Origin of the sequence: Anaerofustis butyriciformans, from assembly GCF_036289385.1 — a bacterium.
Lineage (GTDB): Bacteria > Bacillota > Clostridia > Eubacteriales > Anaerofustaceae > Anaerofustis > Anaerofustis butyriciformans.
Genome location: NZ_JAYFFH010000002.1, coordinates 1 through 22676 on the forward strand (window position 1 = coordinate 1; position 22676 = coordinate 22676).

General features: G+C 30.5%; 24 protein-coding genes and 1 pseudogene. 8 read left to right on the plus strand and 17 right to left on the minus strand.

Annotation, left to right across the window (positions count from 1 at the left end):
• Nucleotides 1-2091, minus strand: a pseudogene (locus tag V2W16_RS03415) (hypothetical protein); the annotation flags it as partial.
• A gap of 243 nt (nucleotides 2092-2334) precedes the next feature.
• Here V2W16_RS03415 and V2W16_RS03420 point away from each other — a divergent pair.
• The 4 genes from V2W16_RS03420 (at nucleotide 2335) to V2W16_RS03435 (ending at nucleotide 5537) form a co-directional block, all read left to right on the plus strand.
• A complete protein-coding gene (locus tag V2W16_RS03420; RefSeq protein WP_329381587.1) occupies nucleotides 2335-2985 on the plus strand; it encodes an HAD family hydrolase in 651 nt (216 codons plus the stop codon).
• A gap of 1 nt (nucleotide 2986) precedes the next feature.
• A complete protein-coding gene (locus tag V2W16_RS03425) occupies nucleotides 2987-3766 on the plus strand; it encodes an HAD family hydrolase (protein ID WP_329381590.1) in 780 nt (259 codons plus the stop codon).
• A 172-nt stretch (nucleotides 3767-3938) separates the two neighbouring features.
• Entirely contained in the window at nucleotides 3939-5174 is a 1236-nt protein-coding gene (locus V2W16_RS03430; RefSeq protein ID WP_329381593.1) for an ammonium transporter, read from the plus strand.
• Nucleotides 5175-5186: 12 nt separating this feature from the next.
• The gene (locus tag V2W16_RS03435; RefSeq protein ID WP_138269168.1) at nucleotides 5187-5537 is read left to right on the plus strand and encodes a P-II family nitrogen regulator; all 351 of its coding nucleotides are present in this window, start codon (nucleotides 5187-5189) and stop codon (nucleotides 5535-5537) included.
• A 43-nt stretch (nucleotides 5538-5580) separates the two neighbouring features.
• Here V2W16_RS03435 and V2W16_RS03440 read toward each other — a convergent pair whose 3' ends face one another.
• The 4 genes from V2W16_RS03440 to rplI form a co-directional block, all read right to left on the minus strand.
• The gene (locus V2W16_RS03440; protein WP_329381597.1) at nucleotides 5581-6060 is read right to left on the minus strand and encodes a DUF2798 domain-containing protein; all 480 of its coding nucleotides are present in this window, start codon (nucleotides 6058-6060) and stop codon (nucleotides 5581-5583) included.
• 114 nt (nucleotides 6061-6174) lie between these two features.
• Nucleotides 6175-6777: a hypothetical protein gene (locus V2W16_RS03445; protein ID WP_329381600.1), complete on the minus strand. Its 603-nt coding sequence runs from the start codon at nucleotides 6775-6777 to the stop codon at nucleotides 6175-6177.
• Between the two features lie 15 nt (nucleotides 6778-6792).
• On the minus strand, nucleotides 6793-8166 hold the full coding sequence (gene dnaB, locus V2W16_RS03450) for a replicative DNA helicase (protein WP_329381603.1): 1374 nt from the start codon (nucleotides 8164-8166) through the stop codon (nucleotides 6793-6795).
• A 38-nt stretch (nucleotides 8167-8204) separates the two neighbouring features.
• A complete protein-coding gene (rplI, locus tag V2W16_RS03455) occupies nucleotides 8205-8648 on the minus strand; it encodes a 50S ribosomal protein L9 (protein WP_138269164.1) in 444 nt (147 codons plus the stop codon).
• Between the two features lie 191 nt (nucleotides 8649-8839).
• Between rplI and gatC the strand changes: the two genes are divergently transcribed.
• The 3 genes from gatC to V2W16_RS03470 all read left to right on the plus strand — a co-directional run bounded on the left by gatC (nucleotide 8840) and on the right by V2W16_RS03470 (nucleotide 12511).
• On the plus strand, nucleotides 8840-9124 hold the full coding sequence (gatC, locus tag V2W16_RS03460; protein WP_138269163.1) for an Asp-tRNA(Asn)/Glu-tRNA(Gln) amidotransferase subunit GatC: 285 nt from the start codon (nucleotides 8840-8842) through the stop codon (nucleotides 9122-9124).
• 14 nt (nucleotides 9125-9138) lie between these two features.
• Entirely contained in the window at nucleotides 9139-10023 is an 885-nt protein-coding gene (gene ispE / locus V2W16_RS03465) for a 4-(cytidine 5'-diphospho)-2-C-methyl-D-erythritol kinase (RefSeq protein ID WP_329381608.1), read from the plus strand.
• A gap of 328 nt (nucleotides 10024-10351) precedes the next feature.
• Nucleotides 10352-12511, plus strand: coding sequence for a GLUG motif-containing protein (locus V2W16_RS03470; RefSeq protein WP_329381611.1), 2160 nt, complete (start codon nucleotides 10352-10354; stop codon nucleotides 12509-12511).
• Nucleotides 12512-12542: 31 nt separating this feature from the next.
• Here V2W16_RS03470 and V2W16_RS03475 read toward each other — a convergent pair whose 3' ends face one another.
• From V2W16_RS03475 to V2W16_RS03485, 3 genes are all read right to left on the minus strand, one after another.
• Nucleotides 12543-13388: a DegV family protein gene (locus V2W16_RS03475; protein ID WP_329381614.1), complete on the minus strand. Its 846-nt coding sequence runs from the start codon at nucleotides 13386-13388 to the stop codon at nucleotides 12543-12545.
• The gene (locus V2W16_RS03480; protein WP_329381617.1) at nucleotides 13379-13834 is read right to left on the minus strand and encodes a MarR family winged helix-turn-helix transcriptional regulator; all 456 of its coding nucleotides are present in this window, start codon (nucleotides 13832-13834) and stop codon (nucleotides 13379-13381) included. Before V2W16_RS03480 ends, V2W16_RS03475 begins: the two co-directional genes overlap by 10 nt.
• 98 nt (nucleotides 13835-13932) lie before the next feature.
• The gene (locus V2W16_RS03485) at nucleotides 13933-14412 is read right to left on the minus strand and encodes a sigma factor-like helix-turn-helix DNA-binding protein (RefSeq protein ID WP_329381620.1); all 480 of its coding nucleotides are present in this window, start codon (nucleotides 14410-14412) and stop codon (nucleotides 13933-13935) included.
• Nucleotides 14413-14617: 205 nt separating this feature from the next.
• Between V2W16_RS03485 and V2W16_RS03490 the strand changes: the two genes are divergently transcribed.
• Entirely contained in the window at nucleotides 14618-14998 is a 381-nt protein-coding gene (locus V2W16_RS03490) for a helix-turn-helix domain-containing protein (RefSeq protein WP_329381623.1), read from the plus strand.
• A gap of 34 nt (nucleotides 14999-15032) precedes the next feature.
• Here the strand turns inward: V2W16_RS03490 and recR are convergent, their stop codons facing one another.
• The 9 genes from recR to V2W16_RS03535 form a co-directional block, all read right to left on the minus strand.
• Nucleotides 15033-15638 (minus strand): recombination mediator RecR, encoded by a 606-nt coding sequence (gene recR / locus V2W16_RS03495; protein WP_138269157.1) that lies wholly within the window; start codon nucleotides 15636-15638, stop codon nucleotides 15033-15035.
• Nucleotide 15639: 1 nt separating this feature from the next.
• A complete protein-coding gene (locus tag V2W16_RS03500) occupies nucleotides 15640-15990 on the minus strand; it encodes a YbaB/EbfC family nucleoid-associated protein (RefSeq protein ID WP_138269156.1) in 351 nt (116 codons plus the stop codon).
• A gap of 15 nt (nucleotides 15991-16005) precedes the next feature.
• On the minus strand, nucleotides 16006-18024 hold the full coding sequence (gene dnaX / locus V2W16_RS03505) for a DNA polymerase III subunit gamma/tau (protein ID WP_329381627.1): 2019 nt from the start codon (nucleotides 18022-18024) through the stop codon (nucleotides 16006-16008).
• The gene (locus V2W16_RS03510; protein WP_329381630.1) at nucleotides 18024-18434 is read right to left on the minus strand and encodes a Mini-ribonuclease 3; all 411 of its coding nucleotides are present in this window, start codon (nucleotides 18432-18434) and stop codon (nucleotides 18024-18026) included. The genes dnaX and V2W16_RS03510 overlap by 1 nt, the downstream gene beginning before the upstream one ends.
• A complete protein-coding gene (gene cysS / locus V2W16_RS03515) occupies nucleotides 18416-19822 on the minus strand; it encodes a cysteine--tRNA ligase (RefSeq protein ID WP_329381632.1) in 1407 nt (468 codons plus the stop codon). Before cysS ends, V2W16_RS03510 begins: the two co-directional genes overlap by 19 nt.
• Nucleotides 19823-20299: a 2-C-methyl-D-erythritol 2,4-cyclodiphosphate synthase gene (gene ispF, locus V2W16_RS03520; protein WP_138269152.1), complete on the minus strand. Its 477-nt coding sequence runs from the start codon at nucleotides 20297-20299 to the stop codon at nucleotides 19823-19825.
• Nucleotides 20300-20324: 25 nt separating this feature from the next.
• On the minus strand, nucleotides 20325-20537 hold the full coding sequence (locus V2W16_RS03525; protein WP_138269151.1) for a zinc ribbon-containing protein: 213 nt from the start codon (nucleotides 20535-20537) through the stop codon (nucleotides 20325-20327).
• A gap of 63 nt (nucleotides 20538-20600) precedes the next feature.
• Complete coding sequence (locus V2W16_RS03530) at nucleotides 20601-21674, minus strand: hypothetical protein (protein WP_329381640.1); 1074 nt, start codon at nucleotides 21672-21674, stop codon at nucleotides 20601-20603.
• A 91-nt stretch (nucleotides 21675-21765) separates the two neighbouring features.
• Entirely contained in the window at nucleotides 21766-22659 is an 894-nt protein-coding gene (locus tag V2W16_RS03535) for a DUF5655 domain-containing protein (RefSeq protein WP_329381643.1), read from the minus strand.
• Nucleotides 22660-22676: the final 17 nt, after the last annotated feature.

The window sequence follows — 22676 nt, forward strand, 5'->3', positions numbered from 1 at the left end:
GTTTGTAGTATCATTTGAATATTGTGTTGATGTAAATATCAATTGATATTTACCTGCATTTGGATTTAATCCTTCAACTATTGGCGCATCTTTTGCAACGGTTTCTCCATCATCTTCCAACTGTTGCGATGTAATTTGCATTGTTGATAAATCTGTTAGCTTTCCACCTTCCGGAACGGTTACATCAATACCTTCTCCTACTATTTGAGCTTTTACTTGATTCATTTGTTCCGCTGTATAGCCTAATCCATCATATCTCTTCTTTAATAGTCCGTTTTCTAAGTCGTTTTCTATTTCAAAGATTACGTATTGTTTTAGGATTGCTCCATGAGATACTTCTGTTACAAAGAATGGTTCAGTTTTAACATCATCCCCATTTTCATCTTTCATGTTTAAGTCGACCATTATTTCTTTACCAACAACATCATTTGGCAGCCAGAAATATAATTTACCTTGATCATCAGTATACGAAGGCATACCATATTCTCTTGTTACACCTGCTATTTCCATGCTCATATCGTCAACTAAAGCTTCTTTTAAGCCAAAGCTTTCTAAGTTTATGGTTGTCATTATAACAGGTTGAGTTTTTTCCATATCTCCGTATGCATTCCCATCTTTGCTTTGGAACTTCGCAGGTGTTGCAACTCTTACAGAACCTCCTGTAATTATTACATCACCATCTTTCCCTCCTATATCATACATATCAGCTACAGAACTTGGTAGTAAAGTTCCTCCAGTAATAAGAATTCTATGATCTTTCATTGTTGCACTTAAATAACAACCTGTACCAAAAGCATTACCATGTTCTTTACCTTCAGCTTTTATATAACCACCGTTTATTGTTATATCTCCTGCATTTGGAGTGTAATATGCTGTTGTATCCGCTTTTAATTTTGTATCATCAAAAGTAAATGTATTATATGCCTGCATTCCATATCCAGAAGTACATCCTGCACCAATACCTGCACCATGATATGAACCTGAAGCATATATTTTACCACCATTTATTGTTGTTGAAGTACCTCCTCCAGCTTGACCACCACCTATTCCTGCACCAGAACGGTAATGATTCAAAGAAGAAGAAACATCATAAGCAATAGCTTCGATATTACCTCCGTTAAAAGTCATATTTCCTGAACTTTCTAATCCGCAACCACCAATTGCAGCACCTCTAGGACCACCATAAACTTCAAGACTTCCCGGATTTTGACTATCTAAAATAGTAAGTCTGTCTCCTTTATGTACTTCCATTCCGTTTTGAAGTGTAGCATCTCTTGATACACGACCTTGCTCAGGTAATACCGGTTCTCCGTTTTCATCTACGTTTCTTATACTATCATCTATTGTTAAGTAAGACCCTTCACCACATCTAATACCTGAAGTTTGAACAACATCACTTTCTGTAGCTGTTACTTTTATTATATTCGAACTATTATCAGCAATTGTTAAATGAACTTTTGTAGGGTTATTAGCATCACTACTATTAGCAATATTAAAAGGAACCCTCGCTTGAATATTTACACTATCTAATGTTATATCTGCATCTACCCCTGGATTTATATATATACCGGCATCGGTTTGTTTTGTAGTAGATATAGTAAGAGGTGTTGATGTCATTATTTTTAAAACTTTCATTGTAAATGAATGCTCCTTAACAAAAGAAGGAAATGCACCTGCATACTCTTTTGTTTTATACTCCATATCCTCAAAAATATAGTCTATACCTACAGTTCCACCTTTAACAACATAATCTCCTGTATCTGTTGATTTAACATTTTGTGTCGAAACAGGTATCTTTTTACTACTTTCATTTTCATCATTACCATTAGATTCTTTAACTACATCTTCTTGTGTCGAATCTTCAGCAGCATTATTAGAATCAACAACATCTTTACCGGTTGATGAATTTACTTCATTATTAGATTCTTCGCTGTTTTCTGTTTGTTGATTTTCATCAATATTAATTTCTGCATTATTTTGTCCTTCATATGCATATACAGCATTTCCTAAAGAAACAGAAGACAAAAAGAAAGATATAATCATTATAAATATTACTATACATTGACCATATCTTATTTTTCTTTTATTCATAGCTTTATCCCCTTTACTATTTATAAAATGTTAATCAATAATATTTTATAACATTATAAATTAAACAATAAAATTTATAATGCCAAATAAAAACAAATAAAAATGTTCGTTTCTATAATAACATATTAGATTATAAAAAATAACTATTTTTTTACATATATTTATTAAAATTACAGAAATCTAATAAAAATTGCAAAATACATTATTCTGTAATAAAATAAGCATAAGAAAAGAGGAATAATTATGAAATATAACACTGTAATATTTGATTTTGACGGAGTAATAGTAGACTCATGGCTTGGAATAGCAAAAGGATTTGTAAAGGCACTTGGAGCATATGGAATAACGGAAACAATAGAAAACGTAAAAAAAATGATTGGACCTCCTTTTGCAAAACTAATAATTGAAAATTACGGATTTGACCAAGAAGAAGGCAAAAAAGCCATTATGATACATAGAAAATACGTACAAGAACATGGATGTTTTGAAGCAACGTTGTATGATGGAGTTTATGAAATGCTACAAACTCTTGATAACATGGGAGTACAAATGGCAATAGCCTCAAATAAACCAATAGAAAATGTAAAACTTCAAATAAAATATTTTGAAATAGAAAAATTTTTTAAAGAAGTAATTGCACAGGATACAATGCAGACAAGAGGCGAAAAATCGGATTTGGTCAGAGAAGTCATGAACAATTTAAACATAAAAAATCCCCGCAAAGTTTTAATGGTGGGAGACAAGCCTACCGATATATTGGGAGGAAAAACAAACAAAACAGACACGGTAATGGCAGATTACGGCTATGGCAGCGAAGAAGAAAAAGCAACTTGCAATGCAAATTACCACATAAAAACCCCTCTTGAGCTTATAAACATCGTAAAGGGTGAATAAAATGATAAAACTTCTTATTTTAGATCTGGATAAAACCTTACTAAGAGATGATGGCACAATATCAAAAGAAGATAAAAATGCAATACAATTATGTAAAGAAAAAGGAATTAAAATAAGTATTATATCCGGCAGAAACGAAGAATCTATGACAGATATAGTAAGGGAGCTTGATTTATTTGAAAATGTACATATAGGCGTAAACGGAGCCATATTAATAGATTACAAAAATGGTATAAAAGAACTTGTTACGATAGACAACCACGTATATTCATTTTTGGTAAAAAAATTCAACGAAGAAAACCGAGACTTTATGCCTCTTAACAAAGACGGTTACTTTTACAACAAAAAAGGACCTTTATATCAAGATGTGATAACTTGGATAAAAGAAGAAAGCTTAAAAAAGGGAGATTTAAGCACGTTAAAAGATTGTTACAGAATTTCCGTACGTTTTGAAAATGAAAAGGACCTTGAGCATTTAAAGAGTTATCTGCCAAAGAGCATGTACGGAACCGTTGACAGAAATGTATATGACATAAGACCGACAAAAGTAAATAAATTTACAGGGCTTAAAGAACTTATGAAACATTATAACGTAACAAAAGACGAAATTGCCACGATAGGTGATCAAGGAAGCGATATAGAACTATTAAAAAATACAAAATATTCTTTTGCGGTAAAGAACGCATCAAAAGAGGCAAAAGAAGCTGCTAAATTTATCCTTAATAGAACAAATAACGAAAATGCGGTGAGTGAAATGATAAAGATAATTTTAAAAGCATAAAAATACATAAACTTTTATATTTATCAAATAAATTATTATTTTTTGGTTGACATTTAAATAATTAACTGATATAATCCATAAATATTAAAAATAAAAAGCAAAGGCGCTTAGAAATTAATTTCTAAGTGCCTTTTTTGTTTTTTATTAAATTATAAAAAACGGGGGTAATAAAATGAATACTGGAAACACTGGTTTTATTTTGATTTGTGCCGCATTGGTTTTTCTTATGACACCGGGCTTGGCATTTTTCTACGGAGGTCTTGTAAGAAGAAAAAATGTCGGTAACACAATGATGGCATGTGGCATAATCATGGGTATCGCAATCGTTATGTGGGTATTATTTGGATATGCTTTGTCATTCGGAGGAGATCACGGAGGAATTATCGGAGGAAGCAAATGGTTTGGATTTTCGGGAGTAGGAATGGAACCCGATTATTATTCCGACACCATTCCAAATTTGGCATATGCGGCATTTCAAATGATGTTTGCCGTAATTACACCGGCATTGATTACGGGTTCGGTCGCAGGAAGAATGAAATTCAAAGCATTGGTACCTTTTATAATTCTTTGGTCTTTGATAGTTTATTATCCTTTGGCCCATATGGTATGGGGAGAAAACGGATTTTTGGCGTCAATCGGTTCCGTTGATTTCGCGGGAGGAAATGTCGTACATATAAGTTCAGGAGTAAGCGGACTTGTACTTGCGTTAATGCTCGGAAAAAGAAAAGGATTTGAGCAAGGATTCAAAGGTCACAATACACCGTTTGTATTTTTGGGTGCAGGATTGTTATGGTTCGGTTGGTTCGGATTTAACGCAGGAAGTGCTCTTGCGGCAGACGGACTTGCGGCACACGCATTTATGACAACGGCGGTTTCATCGGCAGCGGCTCTTGTTTCTTGGGCTCTTATTGAAACTTTGAAAAACGGAAAACCTACATTAGTCGGAGCTTCAACGGGTCTTGTGGTAGGTCTTGTCGGAATAACTCCGGGAGCCGGATATGTTCCGATTTGGGCAGCGATTATAATAGGTCTGCTCGTCAGCCCAATATGCTACTTTGGCGTTTCATTCTTAAAAGGAAAATTAAAAATCGATGATGCATTGGATGCATTCGGATGCCATGGAATAGGCGGTATATGGGGTGGTATTGCAACCGGATTGTTTGCAATGACTTCTATCAATTCCGTAGCTCAATGGAACGGATTGGTTTTTGGAGACATAAAATTGTTTGCGGCTCAATTAATAGGTATAGTCGTATCAATACTAATTGCAGCTATAGGAACATTCATCTGTGCAAAAATCGTTGGAATCTTCACTCCGCTTCGTGTAACCAAAAAAGAAGAAAAGATAGGTTTGGACGTAACACAACACGGAGAAAGTGCATACCCGTCATTTAACGGATTGGATTAAGGAGGATATATTATGATAATCAAGATAGAAGCAATTGTAAGAGAAGAAAAACTGGAAGACGTTAAAGACGCTTTAAATAAAATAGGCGTAAACGGAATTACCGTTTCCCAGGTAATGGGCTGCGGAGCTCAAAAAGGATTTAGCGAATATGTAAGAGGAACAAAAGTTGACATAATGATGAGACCAAAAATTAAATTTGAAATCGTGGTTTCTTCCGAAGAATGGGAAGCCAAAACAATAAAAGCCATTGAAGAATCCGCCTTTACCGGAGAAGTCGGAGACGGAAAAATCTTCAGCTACGAAATAAGAAACGTAAAAAGAATCAGAACAAAAGAAACTGGAAAAGATGCTTTACAAGATTAAGTAAGATAAAAAATAAAACCGACTTTTTAAGTCGGTTTTATGTCTATTCCGCATTTTCGGCATTTAAGTTATTCAAATTCCTTAATTTCCCCGATAAATAGTTACATACGGGAGAAGCAACAAGTATGTTTAAGAAAAATGCCATACAAAAATTTCTCGGCCATACATTAAAGTAATTATTTAAAACATCAGCGAAGCTTTCCCCTCCTATTATACCTCCTATTACTGTCATTATCATTGACATGAACGCAACTATAAATACCGCATTAAACAACATAAAAGCAAGACTGCTTTTTTCTTCTTTCAAAAATGTTTTTATAATATAATCTTTTGCCTTTCCTACCACTAAATTTTGAATAATATACGCCGCTATAAATACAAAAATAAATGTATTAAAACTCTCAATAAAAACATTAATATTTAATGCGCCTAAATGCATAGCTGTTTCAAATAAATTCATGCCAAATACCATTATAAAACACATTATAATTCCTCTTACAAATTCTATTTTACGTCTTTCCATATTTACCTCCAAAAAAATAACGCGCAGTCATAAACTGGATTTACGCCATTTTATGACCACGCGTTTTAATATATTTTATCATATTTTTTTATTTTAAGTAAGAATAAATTTTAATTATTCATCATAAGAACCATATTCAAATTCAAAATCATCATCGTAATTAATTTCTTTTTTTATTGGAACTTCTTTTCTGTTTTTCACACTTTTAATTGATTTTGAAATAACATTACCTGCTTTTTTCTTTGGAGCAGAAACTGCTTTACTTTTTCTTACAGGTTTTTTAAGAGTTGGTTCCGGATAATCCTCATCAACACTTGCTTTAATTTGCTGTGTTAAAGACATATCTGCTTTTTCAAAATGAAGAGCTTCTCCTTCTTCATCCTCTACATCAAGAAAAGACATATTATCTTCATTAATCATATTATCTTTTAAATAATCGTAGCTATTTGCTTTTGAATCATTTGTATAATCTTTTGAAAGATTTAATTCTTCTCTTAATTCTCTTATTGGAGAAGTATCTTCTTCTTCATAATATATTTCTTCTTCAACTAAATCTTTATTATATTTTGTAAAGAAGAAAAGTCCTGCAAAAACAATAACAGCAACCAAAAGAATAAATGCATTTCCTAAAATAAATAAAACTCCCGAAACAAGCATTGTTACCGCCAAAGGTATCAATACCTTAACAATAAAATCTTTTTCAAAAATATCTCTCATTTTTAAATTCATCTCCTATCCTAAATTCTCATCACTATAAGCCTCTGAGCTTGTAGGGTCATCTTCTATTGTAATAAATTTAGTATATTCACCTCTAAATTTAAGTTTTACAGTACCAACACTACCATTTCTATGTTTTGCAATAATTACTTCTGTGGAATCATCTTCGCTTTCAGGATTATAATATTTATCTCTGTAAAGAAGCATTACAAGATCGGCATCCTGTTCTATGGCTCCAGATTCTCTTAAATCCGAAAGCATTGGTCTTTTATTCGTCCTTGCTTCAGGACCACGAGAAAGCTGACTTAATGCAATGATAGGACAATCAAGTTCTTTTGCGATTGATTTTAATGTTCTTGAAATGGTTGAAATTTCTTGTTGTCTGCTTTCGCTTCTTTCATTTATTGTCATAAGCTGCAAATAGTCGATAATTATTAAATCAAGACCTTCTGTTGCTTTTAATTTTCTACATTTTCTTCTAAGTTCCCCTACGGAAATACCCGAAGTATCATTTATAAATAATTTTACTTTTTTCTCTCTTATTTCCCTTACGGTATCATATAAACTTGACCATTCACTTGGAAAAATATTGGCTATTCTAAGTCTTGAAGAATCTACTTCAGCTTCTCCTGACATAATTCTGTTTGCAAGTTGTCTTGTTGGCATTTCAAGAGAAAAAATGGCAACTGATTTTTTATATCTTATAGCGGCATTTTGAGCAATATTTACAGCAAGAGCAGTTTTACCCATACTTGGTCTTGCAGCTATTAGAACCATATCTCCTTTTTGGAAGCCTGAGGTTATATCATCAATGGCAGCAAAACCTGAAGGAACGCCGATTACTTTTTCATCCAGCTTTTGTATTCTGTTTAGTTCGTTAACAGCATCACTTACAGCTGATGAAAGAGACGTAAAGTCCGTTGTACTATTATCCATAGATATGTTATAAACAGCTCTTTGAGCAGCTTCTATTATATCAAAAGATTCTATAGAATCTCCATAGCACTGATCAATAACACTTCCAAGCTCTCTTATAAGCCTTCTTCTTATTGACTTTTCTTTAATAATTGTACAATAATCATCAACATGATTTGTGGATATAACACTATCTCCTATTTTTGTTAAAAACTCATATCCGCCTATTTTGTCAAATACATTATTTTCTTTCAATTCGTTTGAAAGAGTCAATGTGTCTACCGCTTTTCCTCTATCAGCAAGAGAAACAATGGCTTTATAGACCCACTTATGTTCTCCGTCGTAAAAGTCGTCTTCACTCAAGACTTCTTTTACAATGTTTATAGTTTCACTGTCTATAAGCATACAACCAAGAACACATCTTTCTGTTTCACTGCTGTGCGGCATGACCTTTAAACTTAATTTATCTGCCAATTTTCGCTCCTTCTTATATTAATTACTCATATTAATATTTATTCACTTACAACATTAATTTTTACACTTGCAACAACATTCTCAAATAGTTTAACTTTAACTTCGTATTCACCTTGGTTTTTTATGTTATCCATAACAACTTTTCTTTTGTCGATTTTTAATCCGCTTGCTTTTTCTATTGCATCACTTACATCCATTGAAGTAACAGAACCGTAAAGTTTACCGTCAGGACCTGATTTAGCTTTTAAATCAACTTTAATTTTTTCAAGTTGTTCTTTCTTTTCTTTTGCTTCAGCAACATTTTTTGCATGATTTTCTTTTTCAAGTCTTATTTCTTCTTCCATTTTTTCTATATTGGCTTTTGTCGCTTCAACAGCTTTGCCTTGTTTAAATAAAAAGTTATTTGCATAACCTGTTTTTACGTTTTTAATTTCTCTTCTTTTTCCGATACCTTTTATATCTTCAAGTAATATTACCTTCACGCGCTATCCTCCTATTATATTTAATTATTCCTATTATAGCACAATACATAGCATAATTTACATTAATTTTCTAATAAAAAAACATTAGAGGATCATTAATATATCACATTAATGAGTATTGTTTCTTGACTATTGTTTACAAAAAAAGTAAAATAAATTAATAGTTAAATTATGTTTACGAGGAGATTATTATGAAAGTAACAAAAGATGATGTATTATATACAGCTTCACTTGCAAAATTAAAAATAAGCGAAGAAGAAGCAGAAAAATACACAGATACACTTGAAAAACAGCTTGATTACGCAAAAGCACTTGATAATATAGATACAGATGGAATAAAACCTTTAGCCCATGTTTTAAATCTTGAAAATGTAGTAAGAGAAGATGAAGTAAAAGAGGGATTAACAATAGAAGAAGCATTACAAAATGCTCCAAGCAAAGACGAAAGATGTATAAACGTTCCTAAAATGTTATAAACCGAAGGTATAAGATGAATAAACTACAAATAAAAATACCGGCTAAGGTAAATTTAGGGCTTGATATTGTAGGAAAGAGAGAAGACAATTATCACAATATCAAAACCATAATGCATTCCATAAATATTTATGATTATTTAACCTTTGAAAAATCCGATAAGATTGTTATTACATGCAATAATACCGAAGTACCAAAGGATGAAAGTAATATAGTTGATAAATGCATAAAAGAAATAAGTAAACTAAATAAAGAAAATGAATTACTGTCTGTTCATATAGAAAAGAAAATTCCAGTTTGTGCAGGACTTGGCGGAGGAAGTGCAAACGGAGCAGCTGCACTAATTGCATATAACAAAATCTATGAACTTAATCTTTCAAGAGATGAGCTTTGTTCAATAGGTGAAAAAATAGGTGCAGATATTCCTTTCTTAATTCATAGCGGTGCAGGCATGTGTGAAGGAATCGGAGAAAAAATCAGACCGATTTATCCATATATTCCTTGCTATGTAGTTTTATGTAAACCTGATTTTGGAGTAAGTACAAAATTTGCATATGACCTTATAGACAATGCAACGGATCTTATTAGACCAGATTTTACAGCTTTAATGACAGGACTTTTAGAAGCAGACAAGAAAAAACTTGAAAAAGGATTAATTAATGTATTTGAACCTTTTGTTTTAGAAAAATATCCTGAAATAAAATATATAAAAGACAAATTCAAAAAACTTGATGCAATAGGGGTTCAAATGAGCGGCTCAGGACCAAGTGTATTTGCTCTTTATGACAGCTTATCAAAAGCACAAAAAGCATATGAAGAATTTATAAAAGAATATGATACAGTATTTTTAACAAATTTTACGGAAAGTGAGAATGCACTTCTTACATATGAGTTAAGATAAAGCGACCATAAGGGTCGTTTTTTATATGCAATTTTTTCTTATATAATAATTTATTATATAAAACTCCTTAGTCAAATATTTCTTCAAACGCCTTTAAACAATAGCTTGTAACAAAATTATCACATAAAAATATATTGCAATATTCCTTTACATTATGCTAATATAAATAATATGTAAAGGAAATCATAGATAATGCAACAAAACAAGTCATTACAAAAAATTCTGCATTATTAAACAATTGACAAAAAACAAAAGTAATAGAACAAAATTTTATATGTATTATTACTTAAATGTCACAAAAAACATACTTTTATTAAAGGAGAAAAGCATGAAAAAAAATTTACTAAAATACTTTTTATTTATAGTTTTATGTTGTTCCTTTGTTTTAGGGTACAACAGCAGTATCTATGCAAGTAACACCGAAATATGGGTAAACGGAATAGAAGTTACTCAGGATAACTGCGAAAACGTCATGAGCGGTGTAAGTTACGATTTTGATACAAACACTCTTTATCTTAATAATGCCAACTTAACTACAACTCATGAAAGAGAATATCATGATGCCGCAATTTCAGCCTCAGGAGATATTAATATAGTTTTAATGGGAACAAATAATATTAATGTCAGCGGAGGAACAGTTTTCCTTGATGGTATTTATGCAAACGGGACAATAACAATAAACGGAAGCGGTTCTTTAAATATCAACGCAGAGGGTTCTGCATCTGAAACAAATGCAATAGCAACAGGATATACGGAACAAACAGCAGGTCTTATTGTAAATAGCGGAACAATATATGCAAAAGGGGAAACAAGAGGTCTTTATTTAGATAAAAGCTACAGCTCATCGCTTCCTCCAAGAATATTTGAAGTAAACGGAGGGAACATAACCCTTATTGGTTCATCAATGGCAACAACCGTTGCACCTGATTTTGATAAATATGAAGGAAGTGTAATCACTGTTGCATGGGATGAAGAAGGCAAAAATACAGATACTTATAATGAAAGCAGCATTGCATATTATAAATATTTAAAAATAAATCCTCTTGAATATGATGATGATGGTTTTGCAGAGGGAAATCACTATCAACCGGCAAAACTTAATGACAATAATACACCTGACACCTCAGATGATTATTATGAAATAAATAATGCAGGAAATCTTTTTTGGTTTAGCGAATATTTATCAAAAGATGAAGCAAATATAAATACAAATGCAAAATTAATAAAGGATATAACCATTCCTGAGGGAAGAACTTTTGATCCTATATCTGCAGGAAAATATAACAGTGGATACGGCGGTTGTTTTGATGGACAAGGTCATACAATAAGTAATATAAATATTAATCCACAATATGGGTTTTCATCAACAGGCATGTTTACAATGATAACTGAAAGTGGCGAAGTAAAAAATTTAACTTTAAAAGATACATCCATAAACAACTCTACATCTACCACCGGAACAATATGCGGATACAACAAAGGTACAATCCAAAATTGTTCTGCTATAAACACTGTTATCAATGCTCCTTTGCAAATGATTGGCGGAATTTGCGGAGAAAATAATGGTACAATAAACAAATGTTATAATGCATCAGATATTAAAGCTTCATATTCTGCCATTGGTGGAATTTGCGGAGTAAATAATGGAACAATAAATAACAGCTATAACACATCAGCGATAGAAGGCGGCTGGTATGTAGGTGGAATAGTTGGAGAAATGGGAGCTAACAGCAGTATAACAAACTCTTACAATATTGGAACTATTACAACAATGCAAGGATATGAAACTTTAGGTAATGGAATTGCAGGAAACAAAGTTGGAACAATCACTAATTCTTATTACCTTGCATCTTCTATAACAGAAGACGGCGGAAGAACTGCAGAAGAATTTAACAGCGGAGAAATTACATATCTACTAAACGAAAAACAAAGTAACGATAATGTTATATGGAGGCAAACATTACAGGCAAAATCAATAAACTCTTATCCTACATTTGATGGTAAGATAGTTTATGCAGGATATAGATATTGTTATTCAACAAACATTGAGTATGGAAATGACAAGACAGTTTTATTTGATGAAGTACCTAATCATGATTTCTCAATTTTAAAACATGACGAAACATCTCACTGGTATGCATGTTCAACAAATGGATGTACAGCAGTAAATAATAAAGAGGAACATATTCCGATTATTGTAGGTAAAAAAGATGCAACATGCACAAGTGAAGGATATACAGGCGATAAAGTATGCAAAGTATGTAATTTTGTGATTGAAAAAGGAAGTGTTATCAAAAAGGTAGACCATTCATATAAAGACGGAGTATGCACAATGTGCAATCAATCTCAACAAAAGATTGAAAATAATATAAATACTCCAAATACAAAAGATAATTCAAATATTTTAGTATGGATTATATTATCTTTAATTTCTGCCATGAGTATAATAACTTTATATTTTAAATTTAAAAAATCATATACAAAATAATAAAAAAACGAATTCCTTTTGGAATTCGTTTTTATTTTACAACCATTGTAAAACCAAAAGTTCCGCTTCCAAGATGAGCGCCTACAGTTGGTCCAATGTTATACATATATTTTTCATCCACATCAATATCCATTGCTTTTAATTTTTTTACAAGCTCTTCACAGTTTGATTTTTCATTTGAATATGGGAAATATACAGGATAGCTCGTATCAATATCAAAACTTTTAAATAATTTGATAATCTTTTTGTATGCTCTTGTTTTGCCAAGAGACTTATCTTTCATATATAATTTACCAAGCTCATCTATACTTATAATAGGTTTCATATTTACGGCTTCCCCTAAAGTCGCTTGAGCCTTTGTAAGTCTTCCGCCTTTATGAAGATATTCAAGTGTATCTACCATAACAACAGAACGCAGTTTTGTTGTTAACACCAATATTTCATTATATATTTCTTTTCCGCTTTTACCTTCATCTCTAAGTTTTATTGCACTGTCAACGAGCATTCTTACTCCCGTAACTGCATGCACACTGTCAATGATAAAAATATTATCATATTCACACATATCTTTTGCAATATTTGCACTTTGAACTGTTCCGCTAAGCCCACTTGAAAGAAGTATTACAACAAGTTCATCGTTATTTTCTTTTGCTTTGTTAAAATACTCTAAAAATTCATTAGGGGTTGGCTGTGCTGTTTTAGGAAATTCAGAAGAGCTTTCTAGTTTTTTATAGAAAGTATCTTTATCCAAATCAACTCCGTCAAGATAATGTTCTTCTCCAAATGATACTGCAATTGGAACAACCTCTATATTTTTTTCTTTAATTTCATAAGCTTCATAATCAGAAGATGAATCCGTTAATATTTTTACTGACATGTTTCCCTCCCGTTAAATATTTCTACATTATTTGCTATTAATTCAAAAATATCTGTGGCTGCTTTTGCTTTTTCTTCTCCGATTTTCTTTACAAGTTCATTTACAAGCTTAATGATTCTGGCATACTCATTTTTATATACTTTTTCTCCGTATTCACTTAAACTTACTAAAACCAATCTTTTATCTTTTAGACTTTTATTTCTTCTTATTATGTTTTTACCTTCAAGCTGTTTTATAAGTTTATTTACCTGAGATTTTAAAATATGAGTTTTTGAGCAGATATCTTTAAGTGCAACACCTTTTTCACTGCCTGTTAATGATTCTTTGTAAAGAAGATGACATATTATACCTTCATTAAATGATAAATTAATCATATATCTTTTATTTCTAAGTATAACTGATAGCTTCAGCCATGCATCTAAGAACTCTTCACTGATTTTTTCCATATTAACTCCTAAATTAGTTCACAAAGTAAACAATTTTTTCTATTATATTAAACAAGAAAGAATTTGTCAATAAAAAACAAGAATATCTCTATTCTTGTTTAAATTGGAAAATTTTTTATTTCTTTTCTCTTTTTTTCCATTTCCTCACTTGTAACACCCCAAAGAACCATACCGATTTTATTCACGGCTCTTTTTCTTACTCTACTGCTATACTCTCTGGAATAACCAAGCTCATCACTTATTTCCGACATTCTCAACATTTTAAAATATCTCATTACAACAATTTGACGTTCAAGTTCCGTTAAACATTCCAGCGCTTTTTCAATTTCAAAAACTATGTTTTCTTTTTCTTTTAACTCTTGTTGAAGAAGTATTCTAAAATCGGAAATATTAGATGCTTCCGCTGCAATAAAATCTTCAAAACGGCTTTGCTCATCGGATAATAAGTAAGTATGATATCCTTTCAAAGAATTCATCTCGAGCTCTTCAAGACGTTTTTTAATCATCTCAATTCTCTTTACCAAAAAAGGATAATCATATAATCTTCTTTCTGTCTTCTTGTATAGTTCGCTCTTCATACCCTAACCTCCTAAAATGTCCAATATTTAGCTCGAACATTTTTTCTATGATAATAGATTATCACACAATATGTGTAATTGTCAAGAAAAAGTAAACAAAATGTGTGTTTTTATTGATATTTTCACTGTAAATTGTGAATTTTTATTGAAAAAGTTAACATAATGTGATATTCTTTAAATAAGAAATAGTCTTGGAGAAATAAAAATGGAAACAATTGGAGATAGATTAAAAAATTTAAGGAAAGAAAATAAACTTACTCAAAAAGATATGGCTGAAAAACTTGGAATTCATCCAAATACAATAAGTATGTACGAAAAAGGAAACAGAAATATTCCATCAACAATGATAAAAAAAATAAGCGATACTTTTAATGTAAGTACTGATTATCTTTTAAGAGGAGAAGAAAAGAAGGAAAAACAAGAATTTTCTTCTTTGGACGAAAGTCTTTTAAACGATGAAAACTATCTAAATTTAACATTAAAAAATATGCTTAAAGATTCTCAAATGGTAGCTTTTCAAGACTATAAAAGCTGGAGCGTTGAAGATAAAAAAGAACTTTTGCTTATTTTATTAAATAAAAAATAAACAAAATAAAAAAGTACAACCTGGTTGTACTTTTTTAAATTTCATTTCTTCCAATAATTGCGTTTGCCAAAGTTGCACCATCGGTATATTCAAGATCTGCACCTTGAGGAAGTCCTTTTGCAATTCTTGTTACTTTTATATCATCAAAAGGTTTTAACAATTTCTTTATAACCATTGCAGTTGTCTCTCCTTCAACATTAAAACCAGTTGCCAAAATAACTTCCTTAACTTCATCACTTGTTCCGATTCTGCTTATAAGTTCTTTAATTCTTATATCTTCAACCATTATTCCTTCCATTGGAGAAATAACTCCACCAAGAACATGATAAAGACCTTTGTATTCTTTTGTTTTTTCTATGGCAATTAAATCTTTCGATTCACTTACCACAAGTATTGTAGATCTGTCTCTTTTTGAACTTGTGCATATATCACAAGGATCCTTGTCTGTTATATTGTAACAAACAGAACAAAATTTAAGTTCTTTTTTTGCGGCTTTTATTGCATCGGATAAACTGTCAACATCAGCTTTATCCATATTAACTATATAATAAGCAAGTCTGCTTGCCGTTTTTCTTCCTACTCCCGGAAGTTTTGAAAGTTCATTTATTAAATTTAATATAGGTTTTGAATAAACGCTCATTTTATAGTCCCGGAATATTTAATCCGCCAAGTCCTCCCGCAATAGAACCCATTTTATTATTTGCATCTTCATTTGCTTTGTTAATTGCTTCGTTTACTGCAGCAACAACCATATCACATATGATATCAGCATCTTCTTCTTTTAACATATCTGGATCAATTTCGATAGATTCAACAAGTTTTTCTCCTGTTACAACTGCTTTAACAGCTCCGCCGCCACTTGTTGCCTCATAAGTTGATTCTTCAAGTTCCTTTTGCATTTTTTGCATATCAGCTTGCATTTTTTGCATTTGTTTCATCATTCCTGACATTCCTGCGCCACCGCCGAAACCGTTCATTCTTCCTTTTGCCATTATTTAATACCTCCGTTATTCTTCTTTCGCACCGAATATTTCCATGATTGATGCGTCATAATCTTCTCCTAAATCCATAATATCGTCATCATCCAATACTATTTCATTATCTATAGCAGCTAGTTCTTCATCGGAAACAAATTCCTCATCTTCGCCTGAAATAATTTCATTAATGTCATAATCAGGCATTGTACTTTCTAAAGACGCATTGTTGTCATTATTCAAAGAAGTGTCTATAATTTCCTCTTTTTGTTCTTTATAAACTTCTTCTGTATTAATTTTTGCTTCTTCTTTGATGTCTTCTTTTGCATCTTCTTTTATTTCCGCTTTAAAATCAGTCTTAAAATCTTTTTTCATATTCAAATCTTTTTTAAGACTTTTTAAGCTGTTTTTACTGCTATCATTTTTATATCTTAATTTTATCTTTTTGTCAATATAAGTTACATCTAATTTTTTCCCGGCTTTAAGACTTAGGGCTTCTTTAAATATTTTATCTCCATCGTTATCAAAGAAGAAATCCATCATATTTAAAGCTTTATCGGGATATATTGTAATAGAATTAAATCCTACTTCAACTACCTTAAATTTATTTACACTCATACCTACAAGAGGGTCTTTATTGCTGTTTATAATATAACGCTGAGTAAGAGACAAAACTTTCTCTGCCCAAGCAATCTCTTTTTTATCAACAATATATTCATCTTTTTCAGGTGAAACTTTCTTTGGTTTTTCTTTTAAATGTATAACTTCTTTTTTAGGAACACTTACACCGGAAAAATCCATATTTTTTATATTTTCAACATCTTCTTTAAGAGCATATAATTTTTTTATTTCTCTTTCCAAAGATTCTATTCTATCATTTAAAAGCTCAATTTCTTCGCTGTCAGGCATACTATTAATATTTTGAGAATTATCTTTTTCTATAGAAACAAAACTTTCACCATCACCTTCACATAGATTGATTATCTTTGCCGTAAATAAAAATTCCGGTTCAGAGAAAAATCTCATATCATTTTTTAGTTTTGAAAGAGAATATAAAATATCGCTTATTCTCTTACTGTCTTCCTTTGAGTTAAACTTTTCTAATAAAGAATCTATATAAGGCTTACTTTTATTTATTATTTTTTCAGGATTTTTTACGTTTATGGCTATTATTTTATTTGAATAATATTCCATAAGCTGAGTTATTATACTTCCTACTTCTCTGCCTTTTTCCATATATTCATGTACGGAAGTGATACTCTTTTCCACATCCCCTTCTAAAATGCCATTTGCAAGATTATATACTTCTTCATCGCTTATAAGCCCCAATATGTCATCAACGATTTCTTTTGTGACCTTATTGTCCGTTAGAACCGAAATAGCTTTATCAAGTAAACTTAAAGCATCCCTCATAGCACCTTCAGTGTTTAAGGCTATTAAAGAAAGCGCTTCTTTTTCATACTCAATTCCTTTTTTATCAAGAATATCAGCCAAGTGTCCTACAACAACATCACTGTCTATTCTAGAAAAATCAAAGCGTTGACATCTTGAAAGAATTGTAGGTAAAATTTTATTTGGTTCTGTTGTTGCAAATATAAATACTATATGACTTGGTGGTTCTTCTAATGTTTTAAGTAAAGCATTAAAAGCTTCCTGAGTAAGCATATGAACTTCATCTATAATATAAACTTTATATCTTCCGAAGTTTGGCATATAGCTTACCTTTTCCTTAAGGTCTCTTATTTCGTCTATACCTCTGTTTGAAGCTGCATCAATTTCTATAATATCGGCACTGTCCCCCATATTTATATCTTTACATGATGCACATTCATTGCAGGCTTCTCCGTCTTTATTGTTAAGACAACATATGCTTTTTGCAAAAACTTTTGCGGTAGATGTTTTACCTGTTCCTCTTATTCCACTAAAAAGATAGGCATGAGAAATAGAATCATTTTTTATCTGATTCTTAAGAATGTTTATTATATTATCCTGACCGATTATTTCTTCAAAATTTTTAGGTCTGAATTCTCTGTATAAAACGGTATAACTCATTATTCTACCTCTTTAAGTTTATATTCAAACACCTTGTCCATAAGGAAATCTATTCTTTCTATATCAGAAAGCATATATAAATATCCAAACACACATTCAAGAGCTGTCGCCAAACGATATGTTGCAATATTTACGCTTTTTGATGCGTGTTTTATCTTAGTATTTCTTCCTCTTTTTGCAACTTTTAACTCTTCTTCTGTTAAAAATTCTTTTAGGTAAGAAAAAATATCGGCTTGATACAAAGCCGATACGTAATTCATACTCATTTTGTTAAGATCCTTTACGCCTCTTATACCAAGCCTTATTAGTCTTTTTCTTATATTTACTTCGTAAACACTGTCCCCAAGATACGCAAGCTCTTTGCTTCCTATGGCAAGAATGTCTTTTTTATCTATTTTACTTTCTCCCACTTTACACCTTCTCTTGTATCTTTAAGAACAATTCCTCTTTTTAAAAGATCATCTCTTATTTTATCTGCTAAAGCAAAATCTTTATCTTTTCTTGCTTGTTGTCTTTGTTCGATTAATGCTAAAATTTCATCTTCTAGAATTTCTTCTTCTTTTTCTTTTTGAAGAAGACCTAAAACTGTGTTTAATTCCATATACATATCATATGCAGCTTTAATCATTTCTTTAGATGAATTTTCGTTTACGTTTGAATTGATATCTTTACTTAGTTCATATATTGTACTTACCGCATTTGCAGTATTGATATCATCTTCCATTGCATCTTTAAATTCTTGTCTATATTTTGGAAGAGAAGAAACAAATTCTTTTTCATCTTCCTTTAACTCTTCTGATTTAGCATTTTTAAGCATATATTCTAAATTTTCTTTAGTATTATATAGTCTTTTTAATCCGCTTTCTGTTTGTTTTAATATATCAAACGAGAAGTTTACAGGTGTTTTATAATGAGCAGATAACATGAAAAGTCTTACAACTTCAAGATCAAAATCCTTTGCGATATCTCTTACCATAAAGAAGTTACCCTTTGATTTTGACATCTTTTCATTATTTATATTAATATATCCGTTATGAACAAAATAGTGAACGAACTCTTTACCGTTTGCTCCTTCTGATTGAGCGATTTCATTTTCATGATGAGGGAATATTAAATCCTCCCCACCTCCATGTATATCAATAGTATCTCCAAGATATTTTCTGCTCATTGCAGAACATTCTATATGCCATCCCGGTCTACCTTTACCCCATGGAGAATCAAAAGCAATTTCACTTTCTTCTTTTTGTTTTTTCCATAATGCGAAATCAAGAGGTGATTCTTTTTCATCACTTATATCAACTCTTGCTCCCGACATAAGTTCATCTATAGGTTTTTTTGATAATTTTCCGTAATCTTTAAATTTACTTACTCTGTAATAAACATTGCCATCTACGTTATAAGCAAAACCGTTTTTTTCAAGATCTTTGATTAAACCTATAATATCATCTATACATTCACTTACTCTTGGATGAACAGTTGCTTTTTTTATTCCAAGTCCTTTTGCATCCTTAAAGTATTCTTCAATGTATTTATCAGATACGGCTTTTGCCGTAGAATGTTCTTCTTTTGCCTTGTTTATTATTTTATCGTCTATATCCGTAAAGTTTTGTACGTAATTAACCTTATATCCAATATATTCAAGGTATCTTCTTAAAGTATCAAATATAATAAAAGGTCTTGCGTTTCCTATATGAAAGAAATTATAAACAGTAGGACCGCAAACGTACATATTTACTTCATTTTCATGTATAGGTACAAATTCTTCTTTCTTACCTGATAAAGTATTAAATAATTTCATCTATTCTTTCTCCTCAAGCAAGCATACACAGTAAGCTTTGATTCCCTCTTTTCTTCCGCTGAAACCAAGTTTTTCTTCCGTGGTTGCTTTTATACTTATATTTTCTATAGGAGTATTCATAATAAAAGAAATATTTTCTCGCATTTTAGGTATATACGGAGCGATTTTTGGTGCTTGCATAACAAGAGTCATATCAGCATTGACAAGCTTATATCCATTTTTATCTATCATCCTGCATACGTCTTTAAGTAAAAGCATACTGCTTATACCTTTGTATTTATCATCCGTATCCGGGAAATGCTTTCCTATATCACCAAGAGCCAAAGCTCCAAGAAGTGCATCCATTAAAGCATGAACTAAAACATCCGCATCAGAGTGCCCTATAAGCCCTTCAGAATAGTCTATTTTTTCGCCCGCTAAAATAAGATCCTTGTTTTTACCAAGTTTATGGACATCATATCCAAATCCTATACGCATTTTTCTACCTCTTCTAATTTAATTTTTATGATTTGAACACAAGAAATTTTGTAAAAAATTTTGAAAAGCCACGTTCTTTCTTTATTCTTGGGGCAGGTCTGTTTAACATGATTTCATTATCGCATTGAAGACATGTTAGTTTAACTATTTCCCCATCTTTATAAAGAGCTCTGTGCATCGTATCTTCCAAACAATTTTCACAAAATAAATATGTTTCAACAACAAATTCTTTTGACATACGAATTACCCCATTTCTTATAGTTTATCATATTATGAATTAAAAATAAATTTATTTTTCCCATTAAAGCAATAATTCATCATTTACTATAACAAGCTTTGAAGAAAAGGTTTTGCTTAATTTGTTTTTTGTATCAAAAATGTTATATACGTTCTCTTTTTCATATATATTTTCTTTTTTAAATATAATGTACCTATCTTCAAGAAAGCCCATAAACATAAAGGAACTTAATAAATCATTCTTTTGCCATGAAAAAATTTTATTTATCTTCTCATCATAAATTATTTCATTATCGTAGTTGTTTGTAGCCTTGAAATATATTTTATTTCCACAAAAAATATTATTTAAAAATATATCTTCGCTCTTATATTTTTTTGTTATTTCCATCTTAATTACATCATAAAATAATATTTCATTTTTTAAAAAAGGCTTTGATAAAAACAAAACAACAACATTATTTAATTTACTTAATATAGTTATATAATTCAAACCTTTATTTGACCTTAAAATATCATATAAAATTATTTTTTTATGTATTATAGAGTAAATAAATTCATCAAATAAGATTACATAAATGTTATTCCTGAAATTATTCTCATCTGCAATATCAAAAGATGTAAAAAAGTTTTTTATATAAAATTCTTCAATAACAACCATATGTTTATTTTCAAAGGAAAAAAGAAGAGGAGCGTTTAAAAGATTTTTCAAAACCAAATCTTCAACCAAAATGAACCTACCGTTACAATCATACATATATAAAACCAGTTCATTAAAATCCACTGACCTTAAATAAAAAAACACATACCCTTTTAAGACAAAAAAATCTATTACTTTATCATAAGTTTTTAATTTAAAATTAAAAATATTTACAATTACATTTTTTTTTATTTTATAACAGGCAAGTTTACTGCCTACTACCCCTAAAACATAAATACTGTTATCATAATCATCCATCTTATAATCAAAATAATTTTCAAAAAGAAGAATATCTCTTGCAGTACTTTTTTCTTTATCATATTTAACAAGAGAATATATACAAGATAGGGGATCTTCACAAAATAAATAATACTCATTTTCAAAATGAGTAATGTATCTATAAGTTTTTCTGTTATTAAAATGCAGACACTGTAACTTCACATCATTCTCCTTAAAAAAGTCTTTACTTAAATGTATTCAAAATGATGTTCTTTTATTAATAAAAAAATAACCTTTATTCAAGGCTATTTTTCTACATTTCATTATATGCTCTTTCAATTAGAGACTTTGCTTTCTCAAAGTCATTATTGTTTTTTATGGTAATTTGCAAATCTCCCGTTCCATAATGTCCAACGTTTCTCATATCTCTTGTAAATCCATTTTCTAATATAACTGTATCGGGGCTAAGTTTTAAATATATTATAATTTGTTTATTATAAACCTCAATACATGCCATATTTTGAACTTTTTTATATGCTAAATAAAGTTTTAATTGATTAGAAACAATATCGTCCCCTAAAGATTCAATATAATCACAAATTGAATCATATAAAATATGTAATTCTTTTGATAAATTATTTAATTTTTCTAAATGAGTTTTTTGTGATGAATTTCTCTTTTCTTCGTTTACTGTACTATCTACACTATTTTTTATAATCGGAGCATTTAAGTGTTCAAATAAAATAAGTTCATCATTATATTTTTTATATTTTACTAACTTTATATTTCTTTGCATTTGATTAACTGCATGTACATCATATTTTGTAAAATCATTTGCAACACAAATTACACAAGGAGCAGACCAGTCTATTAATTCTGCAGCATCACTTCCTAATTTCTCCATAACAAGAAGTTTAAAATTCGCTTTATGGTCAAGCAGCCAATCTAAATAAAACAATCCTTGATTAATAACATTTTCGTTACTGCTTCTTTTATATTCAAAAATTACCGGACAGTTATTTTCATCAATCCCAATACTATCCATTCTCCCACTTGGTATACTATATTCGCTATACAAAAAACGAACACCAAAAAACTGTTCCATATTATTTTCAATTAAATTCTGAAGTTCTTTTTCAAGTAAAACTTGTGTAGGAACCAATCTTTCAACTTCATTGTTTATTTTAAATAATTTTATTTCGGACATATTTTTCTCCTAATTTT